We start from the raw sequence: 22,497 nt of genomic DNA, 5'->3' as shown, positions 1-22,497 counted from the left end.
GCCGAGCAACGAGTGGGCCGCTAACTGGCGAAAAATTTAGCGGCAATCGCGGCGGCATGGTTAACTTGATGGCAGCGATATCAAACAGGTTAATGTCCGATTCCCGCACGTCAGCCACAGGTCCGAGCGCCATAATGAACAAAAAACTGACTCCGAGCGATGCCATGAAGAATCAACAACAGGCGCTGTATAGCGCGCTGAGTGCGCGTGACCGTAAGTTTGACGGACGATTTTTTGTCGGTGTCTCCTCCACCGGTATCTATTGCAGGCCGGTATGTAGTGCCCGCACGCCGAAAATCGAAAATTGTACCTTTTATCCCAGCGCCGCCGCCGCCGAACTGGCCGGTTTTCGCCCCTGCCTGAAATGCCGCCCCGAATTGGCTCCAGGGCTGGCGCTGATCGATCTGGGCAATCGCTATGCTCAGGTTGCGGTTCAGCTGATTGAGCAGGGCTATCTTTCAGAGCATAGCTGTGAACAGCTGGCTACCCGTCTGGGGATTTCCGATCGCCATCTGCGGCGCATTTTTGCCGAGCAGTTCGGCGCTTCCCCCATTGATTACGCCCAGTCGCACCGTCTGTTGCAGGCCAAACGGCTGCTGGCGGATACCGATTTGCCCCTGAGCGAGGTGGCGTTTGCCGCCGGGTTTGGCAGCCTGCGGCGTTTTAATGAGCTGTTTAAGGCCCGTTATCGCCTGATCCCTTCGGTATTGCGCAGCACTGCTGGCCGAAGTGAGCGGGCCGCCACCAGTGGACTGGTATTTCATCTGGGGTATCGGCCACCTTACGATTGGCCGCGTATGCTGGGATTCTTACAGACCCGTGCGGTCAGCGGCGTGGAAAGCGTTGTCGGTCAACAATACTGCCGTTCGATCGCGGTGGATCAGGGCGGTGTCGAATATTGCGGTTGGGTGAGCGTCCAGCCGCAAGAGGCGCGTAACCGGGTACGGGTGGAAATAGCCCCATCGCTCAGCCGAGTGACGACCGAAGTCCTGCGGCGCATTCGCCAACTGTTCGATCTGGATGCCGCGCCGGACCGCATTTGCGAGGCGTTAGGTACGTTAGCGGCGGATGCGCCCGGCTTACGTTTGCCAGGCTGCGTCAACAGCTTTGAGCAGGCTACGCGTGCGGTGTTGGGGCAGTTGGTCAGCGTCAAGATGGCGGCTACCTTTGCCGGACGGATGGCCGAACGCTGGGGAACGGCGCTGGAGCAGCCGTATGGCGATATCACTCATGTTTTTCCGCAGGCGGTGCGGATCGCCCAGTTGCAACCGGAAGATCTGCGTCCATTGGGCGTACAGCTGAAGCGCGCCGCGGCGCTGATTGAAATTGCACGCAGGGTAACAGAAGGGCGTTTGCAGCTGGATAACGTGCTGGATATCGAACAGGGTATCAAGGAGTTAACTTCATTACCGGGGATAGGCAGTTGGACCGCCAGCTATATCGCGATGCGGGCCTGGTCATGGCCGGACGTTTTTCTGGCGGGGGACTATCTGATCAAACAGCGTTTCCCCGGCATGACGCCGCGCCAGATTGAGCGCTATGCCGAACGCTGGCGGCCTTGGCGTTCCTACGCCACCTTGCATCTGTGGCATAACGATCGTTGGGCTCCTTCAGTGAATACCGAAGTAGCCGCCGCTGAGTAACTCGCTCAGCGGTAACTCCAGCGCAACGGTGTCACCGTCTACCAGATCGACCCCGATGGCTGTCAGCGCACTTAGCGTAACCTGTTGATGTGCAGGCCCGGCTAGAGTTTGAGTATTAATACGTTGCGCGGCACCATGGATCATCGTCACCATCAGCTCATCCATTTGGTTACAGTGGACGTCGGTGATAAAACGCTCGTCGATGCGGATGTAATCGATAGTCTGGCCGTTTAATTGATTGAAGGCGTTCAGGTTGCGGCCAAAACCATTGACGATCAGCTTGCAGCCCATCTGCTGCAAACGGCGCATAAAGTCACCGCCGTCCTCTGGGTGATCGAGCACGATGGTCTCGTCCACCATCAGATACAGCGCGCTGGCTGGCAGCACTGAAGCCGCCAGTAACTCCAGCAAATAACTTTGAAAATCAATATCCAGCACGCTATCCGTGGCTAATGGCAGCGCAATGGCCAGCCCCTTGCGGTGTAGAGCCTCTGCGTGTCTTTCCAGTACCTGACTTACCAACCAGCGATCGACATCCGGCAGCAGGCCGTAGAGCTGGGCGGCGGCGAGGAAGGATTCAGCGGCTAGCAGGCGTTCGTCGGGTGGGGTAACGTACAGCTTTAGCTGATAGAAACAGACCGCCTGCGGCGTTTTAGGCGGCGAGGCTGCCCTGACGCGTAACAGCAATTGCTGATTATCGATAATATCTAGTACTTCCTGGCGCGTTAGCAGCTCATGCTGGCGCTCCATCTGCTGTTTTTGCCGAGCTTCATAAATATAAACCTGGCCACGGCCGTGGTGCTTGGCGGTATAACAGGCGATATCGGCCTGTGCCAATAGCTCGCTGCTCTTGCCGCTGGTGGCACCGATTGGTGTAATACCGGCGCTGGCGCCAACATGATAAATCTTGCCTGCCCAGCAGAATGAGTACTCGCCGATCTGCTCGATCATCTGTTGCATCAGCAACTTGGCCTGCTCCAACGAACAGTCGAACAGGATCAGACCAAATTCGTCGCCACCGAGCCGTGCCAGGCAGTCGCTGTTACGCAGCTGGCGCTGCATCAGTTGGCCAATCTCCCTGAGTAAGGCGTCGCCTGCCGCGTGTCCGGCACTATCGTTAACCGCCTTGAACCTGTCGAGATCGAGGAACACCAGCGAGTGCTGTTGCTGGTTTTCGGCCACGCTGGCAATAGCGCCCTTCAGCCGCTTTTCGAAGCTGGTACGGTTTTTCAGGTCGGTCAGCGCATCGTGTGAGGCGTTATAGCTGAGCTTTTTCATCAGTTCCCGCGAGGCGCTGACGTCCTGCAACACCATCACCGCCCCCATCACCTCGCCCTCGATGGTTTTTAGCGGCGACACCGATTCCTGTACGTCGAAGTGGCGTCCGTCACGGCTATGCAGTACCAGAGCGTATTCTGCTGGCAGGGGGGGCCCCTCATGCAGACAGTTTTGCACCGGATTTTCTATCTCTGGGCCATCCTGGCCGTTGGTCATCCGCACCACGCCGTTGATCGGCATACCGAGCGCCATCTCCAGCGGCCATCCGCACATTTGTTCAGCTACCGGGTTCATAAAGGTGATACGCATGTCGCGGTCGGTGGAAATCACCCCTTCGCCAATGGCGTCGAGCGTAATGTGCAAACGTTCCTTCTCTTCATGCAGCGCTTCGGCCAGCGTTTTGATTTCCGTCATGTCGATATTGGTACCGATCATCCGCTTCGGTACGCCGTGCTCATCGAGGATGGTGTTACCCTGGCCGCGAATATGGCGAACGCCCGCTAACCGGGTCTTGATGCGGAACTCCATCACAAACGGTTGGTTCCGGTCTGTGAGTGTCGCCATTTGCCGCTCGATGCGTTCGCGATCTTCTTCCAACAGCAAAGAGCTCCACAGTGCCAGTGTGGGGATTTGATCCGGCGTCAGTTCGTACAGCTCAAACATCCGCTTGTCCCAGGTGAGCTTATCTCCGTTCAACATCCATTCCCACACGCCGATCCCGCCGGCCTGATTGGCTAGCGTTATCCGTTCCACCAGGCTGCGGTTCTCCGCTTCGGTACGTTTTAGTTCGTTGATATCTTCTACTTGAGAAATAAAGTACAGCGGTTGGCCCTGCGGATCGCGCACCAAGGATACCGCCAGCAGTGTCCAGACGCTCTCACCGTCGCTACGAATATAGCGTTTTTCCATGGTGTAGCTGCTGATATGGCCATCAAGCAGGTCCTGTAACTGTGTCAGATCGGCATTTAAATCATCGGGATGGGTGATTTCTTGAAACGTCAGGCGGCGCAGGGTTTCTGGGGGATAGCGCAGCAGCTTGCACAGCGCCTGATTGACCTGTAACCATTTCCCTTCTGGTGAGACCAGCGCCATGCCGATGGCCGAATACTCCAACGCATTACGAAAACGCGTTTCGCTTTCCACGATATGCTCTTTTTCCACCCTGAAAGCATGCATCACCATCGCCATGGCGTGGGCCGGGATCAGGATCAACATCAGTGGCAGGTAGACTGTCACATCGCTTAAAAACGTCCCCCTATCCTGAAAATGCAACAGCCCGAGTGAGATCATCACCGTAATCATCAGGGTGGTGGTAAAACAGATGATAAAGGCTTCGAGCCGCGGCAGGCTGATCGCTGCCCACAGCAACGGCAGGATGATAAAGGTAAACGGGAAGGGCATGTTGAGCAGTGCCAGATAGCTGAAGGTCAGTGTTCCCAGCAATACCAACAGCAGTTCGAACAGGTTCAGCGTTCTCAACATTGAGCGGCGATAAACCAGCCCGATCGGCGCCAGAGCCAGTACGCCAATCGCCTCGGAAATAAACCAGGTGCTGAAGGGTTGCCAAAAGGTTTCCCCAGGTGCAGGTGCCACGGCGGCTGCCAACAGTGCGCTGAACATAGGCGTGAAGATCACGGCACAGAACACAAATTTCAGCCAGCTTGCCAAGCTGTTTAACGGATCGTTTGGCTGCAGTATTCGCCGTAACAGCAGGGTACAAACGGTGGCTTCCAGCAGGTTGATCAGCGTGAGTTTGACCGGGAACCAACTGAGGCCGAACAGCAGGAAACTGGCAATACACATGCCGATCCCGCAGAGGATCAAGTGCAATGGCCAAGTACGCGGTGGCTGGTGGAACATCAGCATAATAACGGCGGCAGTCGGGAACCACAGCGGGGTAAAGTGGCTGGATTCTGCTGACAGCGTCAGGCACAGGTAGGCCAGCAGAAAAACAATCAGTGCGCTCAGCAACGAGTGGGTGAACAAGACACCTTTAGCTTTGAGTGGGTGCTGCGTTGCGCTGAGATCCATCGGTAACCTTCACTTATGCTATCGACCACGAAAACCTGCCGCCATAGGGAAGTACAGCGGACGAGGAATACCTATCCAAGTATATACCCAACCTCTATCAAGACACACCGTTGCGATTCGGCACTTTCTCCGCAAGGGAAACCAGCGATTTGCTCTGGTCGAGCTAGCGGTGACACTGACTAAAGCAGGAACACGGTCGCCAGCCCCAGGAAGATAAAGAAGCCGCCGGTATCGGTCAGGGCGGTGATCAGTACGCTGGAGCCCACGGCAGGATCGCGGCCCAGTTTGAGCATGGTCATCGGTATGATCACCCCCATCAGCGCGGCGACCAGCAGGTTCAGCATCATGGCCAGCGTCATCACGCCCCCCATCGCCAGGTCGCCATACAGCAGATAGGTGACCAGCCCCATGATGCCACCCCAGACGATCCCGTTGATGATGGCTACGCCCAGCTCTCTGAACAACAGGCGTGAAATATTGCCCTCTTCGATCTGATGCAGCGCCAGCGCGCGCACGATCATGGTAATGGTCTGGTTGCCGGTATTGCCGCCGATACCTGCGACGATAGGCATCAAGGCGGCCAGCGCCACCAATTGTGAAATGGTGTGTTCAAACAGGCCAATGACCCTGGAGGCGATAAAGGCGGTACAGAGGTTGATGGCCAGCCAGGCCCAACGGGTTTTCACTGCCTTGCTGACCGGGGCAAACACGTCTTCTTCCGGGCTTAACCCGCCCATGCGACGCAGAGTGGTGTCGCTTTCTTCGTTAACCACGTCAACGATCTCTTCGATGGTTAACCGCCCCATCAGTTTGCCTTTGGCATCGATCACCGGGGCGCTGATCAGGTCATAACGTTCGAACGCGCTGGCCGCCGCTTCGGCTTTGTCTTCCGGCTGGAAGGTGGTGGGATCGCTATCCATCACCTTAAACACCGGGGTTTGCGGATCGTTAAGCAGGATCGCGGTCAGCGGCAGCTCGCCTAACAGGGTATTTTTGCGGTCGGTGACGAACAGCTTATCGGTGGCGTCCGGGATGGTTTTGCGTTGACGCAGGAAGCGGTGTACGGCCCCCAAAGAGACATCAGGGCGTACCGAGACCAGTTCAAAGTCCATCATCCAGCCGACGGTATCCTTACCGTAATGGACCATCTCGCGCACCTGCTCACGCTGCTCTGGCTCCAGTGAGGTCAGCAGGCGGCCCATCAGGTTACGTGGCAGGTATTGCGCCAGATAGGCCTGTTCATCGACATCCAGGGTTTTGATCGCCTTGAGCAGGTCTTTATCGCTCATCTCTTCGATCAGGCTATCCCAGACGGGTTCGGCAACTTCTACCAGGGTTTGGCCGCGCTTGTTGTTATCCACCAGCCGCCACAGCGCCAGGCGTTCATCTTGTGGCAGCGCTTCTAGCAGGTCCGCCAGGTCAGCGGCGTGCATATCTTGCAGCAAGTGGGTGATTTCGGCGGTATGATTAAGCAGTTCGCCTTCGCTGAGTTGCTTTTCATCCCCTGAGCGGCCAAGAATGCCGTCAACCAAAGGGGTATTATTTAACAGTAGGCTTAGGATGCGCTGACGATACTCAGCGACTTTTTTGACGTTATGTGTTGCGGCGGACATGGAATTCCTTAACGCTGACTTGGCACACCGGGTTCCTTTTAGACTATCTTTAAAAGATAGAGCATAGCGGCAGTTGGCGTGATTTTTATCAATCTGATGGTGCAGGGTCAGCAGCTTTGGCGTGCCAGTGACTCAGGGTGATGGTCGCTTGGTAGGGCAAGATAATCACCGATTATCCACGCGGGCTTCCTGGGTCTGCGGTTCAGGCAGCGATCTTTTTTCCTGATGATGGGGAATAGCGGCAATGGCGGCATACAGCAGGCGACCGACTAGAATGATGAAACTGATCAGCAGCACGACTTTGGTCATGCGCCCGGTTGTGGTCTTTCTCATGGTTCATTGAGCCCGTCGGTTTTTCCCATTGGCATTGTTCAAGCACCCTGTTGGGGCTGCCGCTGGAAAATGATGGTGGCGATTACTGTTGTTTGACACATGCCTGCCATGACTAACATTGATTTAAATTGTAAATGGAATTCTAGGCTCTGATGACAAAAGATGTCCATTTATTTCCGTGCGTTTGATCGAGCAATTTAGCTGGGGTTTATGTCCACCACTTTTTAAGTGGTTACTCGAAATGCACGGGATATAGATTTTGTCTGATTTTTTGTTGTGTATTAATAGGTTATTATCGGCCTATGACGTGTCATATGGATTTTTATTAGCCTTTTCTCTATTAATTGATCGTGGTCAAATCTTAAGCTATCGCAGAGAATAGAATTCACAGCCATTCTTGATGCTGGAACCGTATGTCTCAGCTTGCTCCCCGAATGGTTCTGTGGTGGGATCGGATCCTGCTTTCTCTGCGATTTAAAACGCTTAAGCGACGAAGTGAATCACGCCTTAGCGGATACTGTGTCTTGATGGGTATTTTAAAGTTCTGGAATAATTTACGTGACCGTTGGTGGGGGCAGCCTATCGTGCTGAGCCTACTGCTGGTGCCGCTTGCAGGCTGGCTATCGCCGCGCCTGATGCTGCCTGATGGCAAAGTGTATCTGGTTTATCTACCGCTAGTGGTCTGCTTTTCTTTGCTGATGGTTTATGACTGGCGTGCCATGCCTGGCATCGCTTTGGCTATTCTTATCCGCTATTCCAACCGCGCCGGCGGCAGCGAAGTCGACGTGATCATGACGTTGCTGTATGTGGGATGTCTGAGCATTTGCTGGTGGGGCTATCGCTGCCAGTCGCAGCGCCACTGGTGTGTGGGACTCACCGAGTTGAAGCTGGGTAAACACCGGCTGATCTGGCTGGTGCTGATGCCGCCAGTGCTGTTTATTTTTGGTTTACAGCTGGTTATCGGCCTCGATTTGTTGCCGGACGAACTCGGCATGCTTTCCGGAAGCGGTAATCACCTGCATGCACTGATAAACTTTCAGGCCATTCTGATTGGCTGCCTGTCCTCCATGCAACTGTTCTATTTCGTCTTACGGATCATTAAGAACCCCAAGTTTGCTCGCGTACTGCTGGGAAGGATCCGTCGTGAGATGGCGCCATCGGTTAAAAAAAGTGAGCTGCAGCTGTGGGTCGTGGTGCTGCTTGCCTTGGTCGTGGTACTTGCCTACCACACGGCTGATACCAATGCCATGCAGGTGCCCGACTACAGCCTGACGCTGTTATTGCCAGTAATGCTGTATAGCGCCATGCGCTTTGGCTACCTGTTCAACTGTATTATCTGGGCGGCAACCCTTCTGGTGCTGTTCTTTAACTATCCGGGTTATGTGCAATGGGACAGCCTGCTGCATAACCTGACCATGATCTCGTCAATGATGCTGGCGTTCACCCTCAGTATTTTGCTGACATCTGCGGTGCATACTCGCCAGCGGATGGACCATGCGAAGGCGCAAAGCGCCTCGTTAAAAGATCCGGTCATCGGCTTACCCAACCTGCGTGCATTGAAGCGCGATCTGGCCAAGGTGCCGCGTTCGACGCTGTGTTTCCTGCGGATTTCCGAGCTGGATTTGCTCAGCCGTAACTATGGCATGCAGTTGCGCATCCGGTTCAAACAGAAGCTGGCGAGCAGCCTGCGCACGGTGCTGGAGGAAGGGGAGGACGTCTATCACCTGCCGGGGTACGATCTGGTGCTGCGGCTCAACGGTTCCGACGGTGAGGCCCGGGTGGCCAAAATCCACAGCACGCTGGAGAAGTTTCGTCTGGTGTGGAACGGTCTGCCAATCCATCCACCGCTGGGAATTAGCTACTGTGGAGTCTATTCGGAAGTGGAACACCTGCATCTGTTACTGGGGGAATTGAGCTCGTTGGCGGAAATGTCTCTGACCAGTGGCCGGCCTGAAAACGTGCAGAACGATCATCATGTGGTTCAGGATGAAATCAAGCGCAAGGTCGCCTTGTTACACTGGGTACAACGCTCGCTGGATAATGACGGTTTCATGTTGATGGCTCAACCGATTGTCGGGGTTCGCGGCGATTCTTACCATGAGATCCTGCTGCGTATGCTGGATGATGAAGGGAACGTTATTCCTCCCAACGAATTCCTGCCGGTGGTGCATGAATTCGGGTTGGCTTACCAGTTGGATATGTGGGTACTGCGCCAAACCTTGCAGTTTATGGAGCTCTATCGCGAAGGTATGCCTAGCGCGCGCTTTGCCGTGAATCTGTCACCGTCCTCGCTGTGTCGCCCAAGCCTGTGCCAAGACGTGCGCGATGCCTTGCGGCAATACCAGATTGAGCCTTATCAACTGGTGTTGGAAGTGACGGAGTCTCATCTGGTGCAGGATGTGAAATATGCCAAAAATTCGCTGAAAGAGCTGCGTCAGTTAGGTTGCCGTATTGCCCTGGATGATTTTGGCACCGGCTATGCCACCTACGATCGACTGAAGGAGCTGCATGTCGATATCTTGAAGATCGACGGCAGTTTTGTGCAGGATATGCTGACCAGCAAAGTGGATTACCAGATCATTGCGTCAATCTGCAAGGTGGCGCTGATGAGAAGGTTGTCGATTGTGGCGGAATATGTTGAGTCGCCCGAGCAGCGCGATGCGCTTAAAAGCCTCGGCGTGGATTATATGCAGGGCTACTTTATCGGCAAACCTCAATTGTTGGCGTCTCTAGTGCCGATGGAGGCACAACCGGAAGACGAAGAGTCTGACTGAGAACGTGGCCCCTCACCCTAACCCTTATGTCTTGATCTTCTCCGCCTTAGCGGAGAAGATCCCCGACTGATCATCGGGAGATAGCCGGTGAGCTCCCCCTAACCCTAGTGCCTATGAGCCCGTGGGAGAGATTGTGCCCCGGCTGTCTATTTCCCTGTCGCCTTGTAGACCGAACGGTATCCTGTGCCTATGAGCACCTACATATAAGGATGGTCCGGCGATAAATTTCAGACATGGTTATGGAGTGCCATAATGCGTAGAACCCCTGTCGGCGTTGATATCGCTAAACACAAATTTGATGTCGCCGTACTGCTGGACAATCAGAAGTATAAAACCAAAAAGTTTGCCAATACCCCTTCTGGATGCCGCGAGTTCGCAGCCTGGTTGAGCCGCTTTGGCGACTGTCATGTCTGTATGGAAGCCACCGGGAGCTACAGCACGGAACTGGCCACTTATCTGGCAGACAACAACTACCACGTCAGTCTGATGAACCCGGCGTGTATCCATTCCTTCGGCAATACAGAACTGGCCCGGAACAAAACGGACAAAAGCGATGCAGCGATGATAGCCCGCTACTGCGCACTGCATCAGCCTGCCCCGTGGTTCCCAGCCCCGTTGAGCGAGCGCCAGTTGACCGCGTTGGTCAGGCATCTTAAGAACCTGGAAGAGATGCGTCAGATGGAAGAAAATCGCCTGGAGGTGGCCGAAGCAGTCATCGTCCCTTCACTCAATGAGCACATCGCCACGTTGGATGAACTGATACGAGAAACGAAAAAGAAAATCAGTCAGCACATCGATGATAACCCTGACCTGAAACGGGACAGCGAGTTGCTAAAAAGTATCCCTGGAGTGGGAGAGATGCTGAGCTCCAGCCTGCTGGCCTTCGCAGGAAACCTGCGTCGGTTCACCAGCAGCAAGGCCCTGGTAGCGTACGCAGGACTGAATCCACAGCGATGTGAGTCGGGGATGTTTAAAGGGAAAAGCCGGTTATCGAAAGTGGGGCACGGTGAGCTGCGAAGTGCGTTATACATGCCCGCGGTAGTGGCAGGCCAATACAATGTTGTGGTTAAAGACTTAACAGAAAGGCTAAAGTTGCGTGGGAAGTCGGGCAAAGAAAGAGTGTGTGCGGCGATGCGAAAGTTGCTGCAACTGGCCTATGGTGTGGTGAAATCAGGAAAGACATTTAATGCGGAAATACCGCTTGCCGGATAGCCGACAAGACGGTATCTCTCCCACAGGGCTGAGTGATCCCCAGTAATATGGTCAGCATCCCATGACCATATTACTGTACTCATTCCCTAACTTTTTCAGCATATTAACTATATTCATCCGTCTCACTATTCCCGCTCTGTCTCTCAGGACCTCACCAGCAAGCCTCAGATACGACAGGATCCGTCTCCCTTTCTCACTATTTGCCTGATAATGCCGATGAAGTTGTTTCTTTTCCGCCATATACCCCGTCAGCCACATCACCAGGCTGGCCATCGCTGCCACTACACTCAGAACCGCCAGGCGACCCCAGCCCTGGCTGCGGCTTAGTCTCAGCCCATATCCGAAGCGCGGACTTTTTTCGTCGCGGAAGTTCTGCTCTATCTGCATCCGACGACTGTAGAGGGTCATTATCTGATGAGGCTCCAGGCCTTCAACATTACTGAACAGCAACCACGGTTCCTGAGCGCTACTTCGATGCTCTTTCTCCGTTTTTGACCGTCTGCCTTTTCCGTGACGTCCCGCCGATGGGCGCTTTTGCAGATAAAAGCTACCGTAACAAGGCTCCCTCGGCTTACGAGCAAGTACACCGTAACCGACTTTTATGGGAGTGCTCTCCGCCTGCAAGTCACTGATTTTCATCCAGCGGGTGCTTCCTTCCAACTGGAAGCAGACGAGCCCTCTGACCCTGCCCGTAAAACACCAGCCCAGTTGGCTTATGTGCCTGAACCAGTCAGTTCTGAAGCCCGCATCCGTGATTATTGTGACGGGTTTTCCGTCGGGAATGGCCCCGTGGAGACGGTCAAGGAAGGCGCACTGAACCTGGCTGTTTTGTGCCAGCCAGGCGGGCACCACTTCGCTCATCAGAGGGAGGGAACGGCCATTACAGACTAGGCTTGCTCGCAACAGATGCCAGTTTTTGTCATGCCATCCGCTCCAGTCGACAGCAATAACGCAGAACGGCATCAGTGAGGTGATAGACCGCGTAATCATCTGTTGAATAAGGGGAAGCTCGTGATGAATAGCGGTATTACCGAGGGCCCGATCGACACGTTTAATTTTATTTTTGACGTGAGCTCTGCCTGGAAGCGAACGGCCGAGACTGGTTAGCGTCAAGTCAGCGCCGTTGCAAAGTGCAATGGCCATAGAGATAAGTACATTGATCCGAAAGGAATGAATACCACGTAAAGACGCGGAGAAAAATTTCTGGCAAACTGTTTGTAAAGGCACGATGAGGTCTCTTCTGTTTTGTTAGCGCAACCAGTAGATCACACTTCATCGTGCCTTTCATTTTTTTGTGGGGATTCCTCAGCCCACAGGGAGAGGGAACCGATCGAGCGTGGTTGAAATTGTAGTGATTCATCTTGGATGAGAGACGATCGAGTACGCTGATTTTTCTGCGCCGTACACCATCCTCGTTCTTCTTACTCCGTATTTACCGAAGCAGCACAGGCCAACCAAGCACTCCGGTCAGCTCCCTCTAGTACAGGGAGAGGGAACCGATCGAGCGTGGTTGAAATTGTAGTGATTCATCTTGGATGAGAGACGATCGAGTACGCTGATTTTTCTGCGCCATGCTCCATCTTTGTTCTTCTTACTCCGTATTTACAGCACTCCGGTCAGCTCCCTCTAGTACAGGGAGAGGGGGGACCGGGCGAGTACGCTGATTTTTCTGCGCCATGCTCCATCTTCGTTCTTCTTACTCCGTATTTACCGAAGCAGCACAGGCCAACCAAGCACTCCGGTCAGCTCCCTCTCCCTGTGGGCTGAGTGATCCCCAGTAATATGGTCAACATCCCATGACCATATTACTGTACTCCTTTCCTAATATTTTCAGCGCATTAACTATTTTTATCCTTCTCACTATTATGGGGCGGTCTCGTAATATCTCCCAGGCAAGCCTCAGATATGACAGGACTCTCCTGTCTTTCACCGTATTGGCCTGATAATGGCGATGGAGTTGTTTCTTTTCTGCCATATACCCCGTCAGCCACATCACCAGGCTCGCCATGGCCGCCACTACACTCAGCACCTCCAGGCGTCCTTTACCCTGACTCCGCCCATACCTCATCCCATACCCGAAGCGGTGACTCTTTTCATCGCGGAAGTTTTGCTCTATCTGCATCCGACGGCTATAGAGTGTCATTATCTGAGCGGGCTCCAGACCTTCCACGTTGCTGAACAGTAGCCACGGTTCCTGCGCGCTTTTTCTATGTTCTTTTTCTGTTTTTGACTCAGTCCCTTTTCCATGCCGCCCTGCCGATGGACGCTTTTGCAGATAAAGGCTGCCACCGCAAGGGAGTTTGGGTTTACGCGCAAGCACACCATTGCCGACTTTCCGGGGGCTGGCTTCTGCCTGAAGTTCACTGACTTTCATCCAGTGTTTGCTTCCTTCAGGACGGAAGCAGATAACACCTTTGACCCTGCCCGTAAAAAACCAACCCAGTTGGCTTATATGCCTGAACCAGTCAGTTCTGAAGCCTGCATCCGTGATTATCGTGACGGACTTTCCAGCGGGAATGGCCGCGTGCAGGCGGTCAAGGAAGGCGCACTGTACCTGACTGTTTTGTGCCAGTTTGGCAGGCACGACTTCGCTCATCAGCGGCAGTGAACGGCCATTACAGATCAAGCTGGCTCGCAACAAGTGCCAGTTTTTGTCGTGCCATCCAGTCCAGTCGACAGCAATAACGCAGAACGGCATCAATGATGTGATAGCACCGGTAAGCAGTTGCTGGATGCGAGGCAGGTCGCGATGAAGAGCGGTATTACCGAGGGTTCGATCGGCTCGCTTGATTTTATTTTTGACGTGGGCCTTACCTGGAAGCATGCGGCCGATGCTGGTTAGCGTCAGGTCAGCGCCGTTGCAGAGTGCAGCGGCCATATCTGTAAGTCCCTTAATACGAAAGGAATGGATACCACGTAAAGACGCGGAGAAAAATTTCTGGCAAACTGTTTGTAAAGGCACGATGAGGTCTCTTCTGTTTTGTTAGCGCAACCAGTAGATCACACTTCATCGTGCCTTTCATTTTTTTCTGGGGATACCTCAGCCCTGTGGGAGAGGGTTGGGGTGAGGGGTTACGCGGCAGGTTTTGCGTCTGCGTCCTGCTCGCCTTCTTCTTCTATCACCAGTTTCCAGCCAACCACGTCATTCCAGTATTCCTGCTCACGCTCAAAATCGAGCTGTACCAGGTTGTTCTGCGACAGATAGCCCGCCGGGAAGCGCAGCGTCCAGTGATTGTCATCCGTGACCAGGCGCAGGGTTTCCGGCGTGGTGGTGGCCTGACGCTGATTGTTAAGCAGGGTGCTCAGGCGTAACAGCTGGATCAGCGGCAGATAGTACTTCTTCTTGAACAGGTTCAAGCGGGGTAACTCTTCGAGCTTGATCGCTTTACGCTGGAAACGCACCAGCGCCGACAGCAGCAACTGCTGCTCCTGGTTGAAGCCTGGCAGGTTGGTATTTTGCAGAATATAGGCGGAGTGGCGGTGCATACCGCTGTGGTTGATGCTCAGCCCCACCTCATGCAGCATGGCGGCCCATTTCAGCAGCGCTTCCAACTGTGGCTGCACCAGCTTGGTGTTTTGCGCCATCCACTGAGCGTACAACAGCTCGGTGGTTTCGAGCACGCGCTTGGCCTGCTCGCGGTCAATATTATAGTGATCGGCCAGACTTTTGGCCGTGCGGCTGCGAATATCCTGGTGGCGGAAGCGGCCCTCCATTTCATACAACACGCCTTCGCGCAGGGCACCGTCGGACAGACGCAGATCGCGGATTGCCAGCGCATCAAATACCCCACACAGGATCGCCAGCCCCGGCACAAATACCGATTGGCGATCTTCCGACAGGCCCGGCAGGCTCAGGGCGCTGAAGTTTTTAAACTGCACCACTTGCTCAACCAGCAACTCCAGCCGTTCAAGGGTAATCAAACCGTCTTTTTCACCCATGGCCACCAAAACTTCGTGAGCGGCCTTGATGGTGCCAGATGCCCCCAAGGCATATTGCCAGCCCTGGATGCGGTATTGCCAGGCCAGGGTTTCCAATTTTTGTGCGGCGGCCAGGCGTGCTCGTTTAAAGTTGGTTTTGCTGATCTCCCCTTCAGGGAAGAACAGGTGGGCAAAGCTCACGCAGCCCATGCGGCGGCTCTCTGCCAGCAGAGGCTCGAAATCCTCCCCGATCACCAGTTCGGTAGAGCCACCGCCGATGTCGATCACCAGCTTGCGGCCTTTTTCCGGCTGAGTATGCTCGACCCCCATAAAAATCAGACGGGCCTCTTCCTGCCCGGCGATGATTTCGATCGGATAAGGGATCACTTTTTCCGCCCGCTTGAGGAACACTTCGGCATTCACCGCCTGACGCAGGGTGTGGGTACCCACGATGGTGACGTTATCCGCTGGGAACCCCTGTAATCGCTCGGCGAACAGCGCCAGGCAGGCCAAGCCCCGCTCCATGGCTTCTTCACTGAGCACGTTGTTGCTATCCAATCCATCGGCAAGGTGTACCCGCTGTTTTAAACGGCCTAACACCTGTAAGGCGCCGTTAACGACGCGGGCGATCACCATATGGAAACTGTTCGAGCCAAGATCGATGGCAGCGATTTCCTGTGGCTTATTATTGGTTACAGTGCTTTTTAGCGGCATAGTGGCTGGCCTAGTTGTCCGGTTGTTCCAGAGCTTTTAAATACTCATAAATGGCCACCTGTGCACGGACCTTACGGCGATTGCCACGCGGTACATACTGGTTGCTCAGTTCTTTATCGATATAGCGGGCCTTGACCGTATCGCTAAACAGCAGCTCCAGAATGTCCAGAACGCGCTGTTTGAGCGCCGGATCCAGCAGCGATACAGCCACTTCGATACGGTAATCTATGTTACGGGTCATCCAGTCGGCGGAAGAGAGGTAAACCCGTTTGTCACCTTTGTTTTCGAAAACGTATACCCGATCGTGTTCCAGATAACGGTCGACGATGCTGATAACCTGAATATTGTCACTAATTCCCGGCAGGTTGGGGATCAGCGAACACATGCCGCGCACCAACAGACGGATTTTCACGCCGGCGGCAGCAGCGGTATATAACCGATCTACCAGCCCTTTATCCACCAGATTATTTATTTTCAACATAATAGCGGCGTTTTCACCGGCTAATGCGTTGGCAATTTCCCGATCGATCAGATCGTACAGCATGCGGCGGGAGTTCTGCGGCGAAACCATCAGGTTGTCGAAGGAGACCGGCCGGTACGGATTTTCAATAAAATTGAATACCCGGCGTACTTCGTTAGTGATGCGCGAATCGGCGGTCAGCAGCGAGTAGTCGGTGTAGATACGGGCGGTTTTTTCGTTAAAGTTGCCGGTACCAATATGAGCATAGCGCACAATATCGTCGCCTTCACGGCGCGAGATCAGGAATAGTTTGGCGTGAATTTTCAGCCCCGGAGCGGAGAAGATCACGTGCACCCCGGCCTCGGTCAAGCGTTTGGCCCAGTGGATGTTGGCCTCTTCGTCGAAGCGTGCCTGTAGCTCGACTACCACGGTCACTTTCTTGCCGTTATGCGCCGCATGGATCATCGATTCGATAATGCGTGAGTCTTTGGCTACCCGATAGATATTGATTTTTATCGCCAGCACGCTGGGATCGAACGATGCCTGACGCAGCAGCTCCAGCACGTGTTCGAAGGTGTGGTACGGGTAGTACAGCAGCACGTCTTTTTCGCGGATGGCATCGAAGCCGTTGCGGAATTTATCGAACCAGATATGCCGCAGACGCGGTAGCGGGCGGTTGACCAGATTGGCCTTGCCGACGTTCGGGAAACTGATGAAGTCTTTAAAATTGTGGTAGCGGCCACCGGCGATCACCGAGTCGTAGTTGGATATCCCCAGCTTGTTACGCAGCAACTCCACCATCTCGTTGGGCATATCGCGCTGATACACAAAGCGTACCGGCTCAGCGGTCAGGCGTTGTTTCAGGCTCGACGACATGAGTTCCAACAGGCTGGATTCCATTTCGGTCACCAGATCGTATTCTGCATCGCGCGTCATTTTCATCGAATAGGCGTTGAGCGCGTCATAGTCGAAGAAGCCCTTGAAGATGTCGTCCAGGCAATAGCGCAGGATGTTGTCCAGCAGGATCATCGGCTTGCGTCTGCGGGGGGCTTCCGGCGGCAGATTGACGAAGCGGGGCACTTTGTCGGAAGGAATTTCCAGTAACGCATAATCGATGCGCGTACCGCGAATGATCTCCACCGCCAGATAGGTGTAATCGTCCTTCAGGAACTGCACCAGATTGGTGTCGTGATTGATCAGGATCGGCGTGATGTGCTGGCGCAAATGATGCTTGAAGTATTGCCGCAGCCAGATTTGCTGGTTCTCCGACACCTGACGCTCGTTGATCAGGAAGATCTGGTTGCGCGCCATCTCCAGCAGCAGATCGTTGTACAGGCTGTCGAACTCCTGATCGGTCTTCAGCACCTTGGCCTGAATTTTTTTCAGCAAATGACGTGACGCGCCACCTGAACCCTGTTCTTCGCTGATCAAGATGCGCCGTTTCAGATCGGCAAAGCGGACTTTATAGAATTCATCCAGGTTATTGGAGTAAATGCCCAGAAATCGCATGCGCTCAATCAAGGGATTGCTCTTATCTGCGGCTTCCTGCAACACGCGCTCATTAAAGGATAACCAGCTTAATTCTTTATCGATGTAGAGCTTTTCCTGACCCATTGCTACTCCAGTTCAATTTTAGAAAAGGATCGGACTTATCGCCGAATACCGCTCTAGTGTCCTTCTTCATTATTGCGAGAGATTGACAACAATGTCCAACATATCTGAGGAGTTATCCCGCCGTATTGCCCGCCGCAAATTGTTATTCCTCCAGCATGGCTCCCGGCAACTTTGTCATGCAAACGTCACAAAACTGACATAAGATGCCCGGTTATCTTTGGGTGCAAGCCCGACAACGGAACCGACGACAGGCAAATGGCACAGACAACGCTTAACCAACATCCCCGGGATCGCCTGCGTGCGCACGTTGATCGTGGCGTACAAGGAGCCGTGACCGTCAGCGGGCTGCTGGTATTGATGACGCTGATGCTGATCTTTGTCTATCTATTGCTTTCGGTTTTACCGCTGTTCAAACCGGCCTCGCTAGGCACTTCACGCGTATTGCCAATGAGCTACAGCTCCCCGGCGCTGGCTATCGGGATGGACGTACAGCAGCGTATTGGTTATCGCATCGATCGCCAGGGGGAAGGGCATTTTTATCCGTTGCAGGCACCGAACAATACTCCTATACAGCAAACGCTATTGAGCCAGCCAACATTATTGGCTCATGCGGTTGGAGAGCGTGACCTGTTTGCCCTGGCACGGGCGGATGGCCGATTGATAGTTGCCCAGGCCGATTTTGCACCGTCGGGCGGTGGTGAACCGCAGTGGCGTTTTCCGCTGGGGCAGGAGCCTTTGGCGTTTGATCCCCATGGGCAAGCACTGACATTGCTAAGCCTGGCGCAAGTCCGCCGGGGCAACTTCCTGCTGGCGGCGGTAACGGACGATAACCGGCTGCTGTTTGGGCGTTTCAGCCCGACGCTTCAGGGCCAACCCACGGAAATCCCTTTGACCGACGTGCCACAACAACTGTTGCTAACGCCGGATGGCCGCCAGCTCTATCTGTTAACCGGCAACCAACTGGCCCGTTATCAGATTGAAGGGGCACAGCCGCAGCTGCGAGAGACGCGAACCCTGGGTGAACATCCTCCCTACCGTCTGACGGCGTTGCCGGGGGGGAGCGCATTATTGATCCAGGCTGGCGACGGTAGCCTGCGTGAATGGTTTGACGTGGAGAAAAACCAGCGCTATCAGTTAGCACCGATACAGCAATTTGCCCATCAGACTACCACGCAGGAGTTGTTGGTCGCCGAGCCATATCGGCGGGTATTCGCAACCTTGCAGCCGCAGGGCGAGTTCGCCTTGTTTTCCAGTATCCAGTCCAAGCCGTTGCTGAAGGACAAGCTCCCCGTCAACGTACAACAGATGGCGTTTGCCCCACGTGGCGACGGTCTGTTGCTGGAAACTGCCCAGGGTTGGCAGCATTACGCCGTGGATAATCTCTATCCAGACGTCACCTGGCGTTCCCTGTGGCAGCGGCTGTGGTATGAGAACTACCCTGAACCGGCGTATGTGTGGCAATCCACTTCGGGTGAAGATAGCTACCAGGCTAAATTCAGCCTGATGCCGGTGATCTTTGGCACCTTCAAGGCGGCAGCGTACTCCATGTTATTCGCCATCCCGCTGGCGCTGGCCGGGGCGATCTATACCGCCTGCTTTATGTCGGCAGGGTTAAGGCGGGTCGTCAAACCGGCGGTCGAGGTGATGGGCGCGTTACCAACGGTGGTGATTGGGCTGGTGGCCGGTATCTGGCTGGCGCCGATGATCGAGCGTTATCTGCTGGCCGTGTTGGCCTTGCCGTTCCTGTTGGCCGGGGTCGTGCTGTTATGCAGTTGGCTGGTTAACCGATTTACGACGCGGCCTTGGTCACCGGGTTGGGATTTACTGTTGCTGTTACCTGTAGTGGTGCTAACGGTTTGGCTGGCGCTTGCCGTAGGGCCTTGGCTGGAGCTTAAGCTGTTTGGTGAGCCGCTGCATTTCTGGTTGGGCGAGGACTTCGACCAGCGCAATACGTTGGTGGTGGGCGTGGCGATGGGCTTCGCACTGGTGCCGATTATCTTTTCGCTGGCAGAGGATGCGTTGTTCAGCGTGCCTGCCTCGCTTAGCCGGGGGTCATTGGCCCTGGGGGCTACCCAGTGGCAAACCGTGTTGCGCGTAGTGTTGCCTTCCGCCAGCGCCGGTATTTTCTCTGCGCTGATGATCGGTTTTGGCCGTGCGGTGGGGGAAACCATGATCGTGCTGATGGCCACCGGCAACACGCCGCTGATCGACGGCAGCCTGTTCCAGGGCTTACGGGCGATGGCGGCCAATATCGCGATCGAAATGCCAGAGGCCGTCACGGGCAGTAGCCATTATCGGGTGCTGTTCCTGACTGCGCTGGTGCTGTTTATCTTTACCTTTGTGTTTAACACGCTGGCGGAGGCGGTACGCTTACGCTTGCGTAAGCGCTATACGCTGAACCAGGAGACACCATGAGAAGCTGGGTGAAAAGCGGCTCCCCGTGGATTTGGCTGACGGCGGCATCGGTGGCCATCAGCCTGCTGGCGCTGATCGGCATTTTACTGCTGCTGGCCGGGCAGGGGACGCGTTATTTCTGGCCTAGCCCGGTCTATCAGTTCGAGCTGAATCAGACGGCCGCAGGCCCGGTAACGATCGTGGGGGAGCTGTATCAACGGCAGACGATCTCGCGCCAGCAATTGCAAGACGCCGGTGTTGCGTTGCCACCAGGGGAAGCGCATAGCTTTATCCGCTACCTGATCAAAGTGGGAAACCGGGAAAGCGAAGGGCAGGATTTCCGTACTTTGCTGGCCAGTGACGTCGGTAGAATGACCACCCCACGCGATTTATTAGTGTTGGAGCGTAACAGCAACGGCACCGCCTACGGCTACCTGGCTGGTTTACTGGAGGATGGCCAACCGTTGACCGGCAGCGATCTGAGCCAGGCGTTGCAACAGCGCTTGCCGCAGATTGCGGCGCTGACGCGACAGGCGCGTGATATTCAGTTCCGCGACATGGCGCGGATTAACGAACAGTTTGAACATTTGCGCCTGCATGAAAAGAGCCTGCAGCGTGAGAATAAGCTGGATGCACGTTGGCAAGCCTCTATCCGTGCCGAACGGCAGGAGTTGCAACGCCAATACCGCCAGCTTGCAGGCAAACTGCAAGGGTTGGAACGCGATCGCCAGCGTGATGCCTTGCTGCTGCGCGACATGCACGGGCAGGTTCACACCATTGCCCTGAGCCAGGTGCGCGATGCCTGGTATCCCAATGACATGAGCAGCGGGCAGAAGCTGGCGCATTGGACCAAGCAAGTACAAAAATTCCTGACCGACAGCCCACGAGAAGCCAATACCGAAGGGGGCGTGTTCCCGGCGATCTTTGGTACCGTGTTGATGGTGATCCTGATGTCGATCGTGGTGATGCCTTTTGGCGTGATTGCCGCCGTCTATCTGCACGAGTATGCCGGTAATAATTTGCTGACGCGGCTGATCCGCATCTCGGTAGTGAATCTGGCGGGGGTGCCGTCGATCGTCTACGGGGTATTTGGTCTGGGGTTCTTTGTCTATATGGTGGGGGGCTCGCTCGATCGGCTGTTTTACGCCGATTCCTTGCCGAACCCGACGTTCGGCACACCGGGCGTGCTGTGGGCCGCCTTGACCCTGGCATTGCTGACCTTGCCGGTGGTGATTGTTGCCACTGAAGAAGGGTTGTCGCGTATTCCCGTTTCGTTGCGCCAGGGGTCTTTGGCTCTGGGAGCCACCCGGGCGGAAACGCTCTGGCGGATCGTGCTGCCGATGGCGGCACCGGCGATGATGACCGGCCTGATCCTGGCCGTAGCACGAGCGGCGGGGGAAACGGCACCGCTTATGCTGGTTGGCGTGGTGAAATCGGTACCGGTGCTGCCGGTGGACGATATTTTCCCCTATTTGCACCTGGAACGTAAATTCATGCACCTGAGCTTCCAGATTTACGATATGGCGTTTCAGAGCCCTAGCGTAGAAGCGGCGCGGCCACTGGTGTTTGCCACGGCATTCCTGCTGGTGTTAATTGTTGTTGGGTTGAATCTGACGGCAATGGGCATCCGGCATTCGCTAAGGGAACGGTATAAAGCATGGTCGCAGTAACTAGGTTGAATCTTTTGGGGAGCGCCAAATGAGTCTGATAACGCCGGGCAGCCTACCCCGGTTGGATGTCCAGCAGTTGGCCGATGAGCATACCGCGCTGGCGGTCAACGGTCTGGATCTGTTTTATGGTGACAAGCAGGTGCTGCACAATATTTCCCTGCGCATTCCCAAACACCGGGTGACGGCGCTGATCGGCCCTTCTGGCTGCGGCAAGTCGACGCTGTTGCGCTGCTTTAACCGGATGAACGATCTGGTGGATCGCTGCCGGATTGACGGCGAACTGCAGCTTAATGGCGAAACCATTTCCGGCCCGCAGATTGACGTTGCCGCATTGCGGCGGCGCGTGGGCATGGTATTCCAGCGGCCCAACCCGTTCCCGAAATCGATCTACGAAAACGTGGTTTACGGCCTGCGCTTACAGGGCGTCCGCGACAGGCGTATTCTGGATGAAGCCGTAGAGCGATCCTTGCGTGCCGCCGCGCTGTGGCACGAGGTGAAAGATCGGCTACGGGAAAATGCGTTCCGCCTGTCCAGCGGCCAACAACAACGGTTGGTGATTGCACGGGCGATCGCGGTTGAACCGGAAGTGTTGCTGCTTGATGAGCCGACCTCTGCGCTGGATCCGATTTCCACCTTAACCATCGAGGAGTTGATTTCGGTGCTGAAACAGCGCTACAGCGTGGTGCTGGTGACTCACAACATGCAGCAGGCCGCGCGGGTTTCCGACTATACGGCGTTTATCCACCAGGGGACGCTGGTGGAATATAACGATACCGACGCGATTTTCACTTCGCCACGCCAACGCCGCACAGAGGATTACATCACTGGCCGCTATGGTTGACG

Annotated in this window: 13 protein-coding genes; 6 read left to right on the top strand and 7 right to left on the bottom strand. The window is 55.0% G+C overall.

The window, feature by feature from the left end; all coding sequences use genetic code 11:
- Positions 1 to 134: 134 nt before the first annotated feature.
- On the top strand, positions 135 to 1,643 hold the full coding sequence (alkA, locus tag KGP26_RS20770) for a DNA-3-methyladenine glycosylase 2 (RefSeq protein ID WP_021807133.1): 1,509 nt from the start codon (positions 135 to 137) through the stop codon (positions 1,641 to 1,643).
- Here the strand turns inward: alkA and KGP26_RS20765 are convergent.
- From KGP26_RS20765 to KGP26_RS20755, 3 genes are all read right to left on the bottom strand, one after another.
- A complete protein-coding gene (locus KGP26_RS20765) occupies positions 1,611 to 4,952 on the bottom strand; it encodes a diguanylate cyclase (protein ID WP_223664562.1) in 3,342 nt (1,113 codons plus the stop codon). The genes alkA and KGP26_RS20765 overlap by 33 nt on opposite strands.
- Before the next feature lie 179 nt (positions 4,953 to 5,131).
- Complete coding sequence (gene mgtE, locus KGP26_RS20760; RefSeq protein ID WP_021178779.1) at positions 5,132 to 6,565, bottom strand: magnesium transporter; 1,434 nt, start codon at positions 6,563 to 6,565, stop codon at positions 5,132 to 5,134.
- Between the two features lie 165 nt (positions 6,566 to 6,730).
- The gene (locus KGP26_RS20755) at positions 6,731 to 6,898 is read right to left on the bottom strand and encodes a YfgG family protein (RefSeq protein WP_065686557.1); all 168 of its coding nucleotides are present in this window, start codon (positions 6,896 to 6,898) and stop codon (positions 6,731 to 6,733) included.
- Between the two features lie 527 nt (positions 6,899 to 7,425).
- Here KGP26_RS20755 and KGP26_RS20750 point away from each other — a divergent pair.
- Together KGP26_RS20750 and KGP26_RS20745 are read left to right on the top strand one after the other, a co-directional pair.
- Entirely contained in the window at positions 7,426 to 9,672 is a 2,247-nt protein-coding gene (locus tag KGP26_RS20750) for an EAL domain-containing protein (RefSeq protein ID WP_021807131.1), read from the top strand.
- A 252-nt stretch (positions 9,673 to 9,924) separates the two neighbouring features.
- Complete coding sequence (locus tag KGP26_RS20745; protein WP_059199085.1) at positions 9,925 to 10,884, top strand: IS110 family transposase; 960 nt, start codon at positions 9,925 to 9,927, stop codon at positions 10,882 to 10,884.
- 51 nt (positions 10,885 to 10,935) lie between these two features.
- Here the strand turns inward: KGP26_RS20745 and KGP26_RS20740 are convergent, their stop codons facing one another.
- The 4 genes from KGP26_RS20740 to ppk1 form a co-directional block, all read right to left on the bottom strand.
- The gene (locus tag KGP26_RS20740; protein WP_223664515.1) at positions 10,936 to 12,111 is read right to left on the bottom strand and encodes an IS4 family transposase; all 1,176 of its coding nucleotides are present in this window, start codon (positions 12,109 to 12,111) and stop codon (positions 10,936 to 10,938) included.
- A 559-nt stretch (positions 12,112 to 12,670) separates the two neighbouring features.
- Positions 12,671 to 13,762, bottom strand: a complete 1,092-nt coding sequence (locus tag KGP26_RS20735) for an IS4 family transposase (RefSeq protein ID WP_223664561.1) — start codon at positions 13,760 to 13,762, stop codon at positions 12,671 to 12,673.
- 194 nt (positions 13,763 to 13,956) lie between these two features.
- The gene (gene ppx / locus KGP26_RS20730; protein WP_223664560.1) at positions 13,957 to 15,516 is read right to left on the bottom strand and encodes an exopolyphosphatase; all 1,560 of its coding nucleotides are present in this window, start codon (positions 15,514 to 15,516) and stop codon (positions 13,957 to 13,959) included.
- A 10-nt stretch (positions 15,517 to 15,526) separates the two neighbouring features.
- Positions 15,527 to 17,590 (bottom strand): polyphosphate kinase 1, encoded by a 2,064-nt coding sequence (ppk1, locus tag KGP26_RS20725; protein ID WP_021807129.1) that lies wholly within the window; start codon positions 17,588 to 17,590, stop codon positions 15,527 to 15,529.
- A gap of 255 nt (positions 17,591 to 17,845) precedes the next feature.
- Here ppk1 and KGP26_RS20720 point away from each other — a divergent pair, with 255 nt between their 5' ends.
- Genes KGP26_RS20720 through pstB form a run of 3 tightly spaced genes read left to right on the top strand, consistent with a single transcriptional unit; the run spans position 17,846 to position 22,495 of the window.
- Positions 17,846 to 20,005, top strand: a complete 2,160-nt coding sequence (locus KGP26_RS20720) for an ABC transporter permease subunit (RefSeq protein ID WP_223536168.1) — start codon at positions 17,846 to 17,848, stop codon at positions 20,003 to 20,005.
- Entirely contained in the window at positions 20,002 to 21,654 is a 1,653-nt protein-coding gene (pstA, locus tag KGP26_RS20715; protein ID WP_223664559.1) for a phosphate ABC transporter permease PstA, read from the top strand. Before KGP26_RS20720 ends, pstA begins: the two co-directional genes overlap by 4 nt.
- 28 nt (positions 21,655 to 21,682) lie before the next feature.
- Positions 21,683 to 22,495, top strand: a complete 813-nt coding sequence (gene pstB, locus KGP26_RS20710) for a phosphate ABC transporter ATP-binding protein PstB (protein ID WP_021178772.1) — start codon at positions 21,683 to 21,685, stop codon at positions 22,493 to 22,495.
- Positions 22,496 to 22,497: the final 2 nt, after the last annotated feature.

Source organism: Serratia sp. JSRIV002, assembly GCF_019968725.1.
GTDB classification, from domain to species: domain Bacteria; phylum Pseudomonadota; class Gammaproteobacteria; order Enterobacterales; family Enterobacteriaceae; genus Chania; species Chania fonticola_B.
This window is presented reverse-complemented; position numbering and strand designations above follow the sequence as displayed.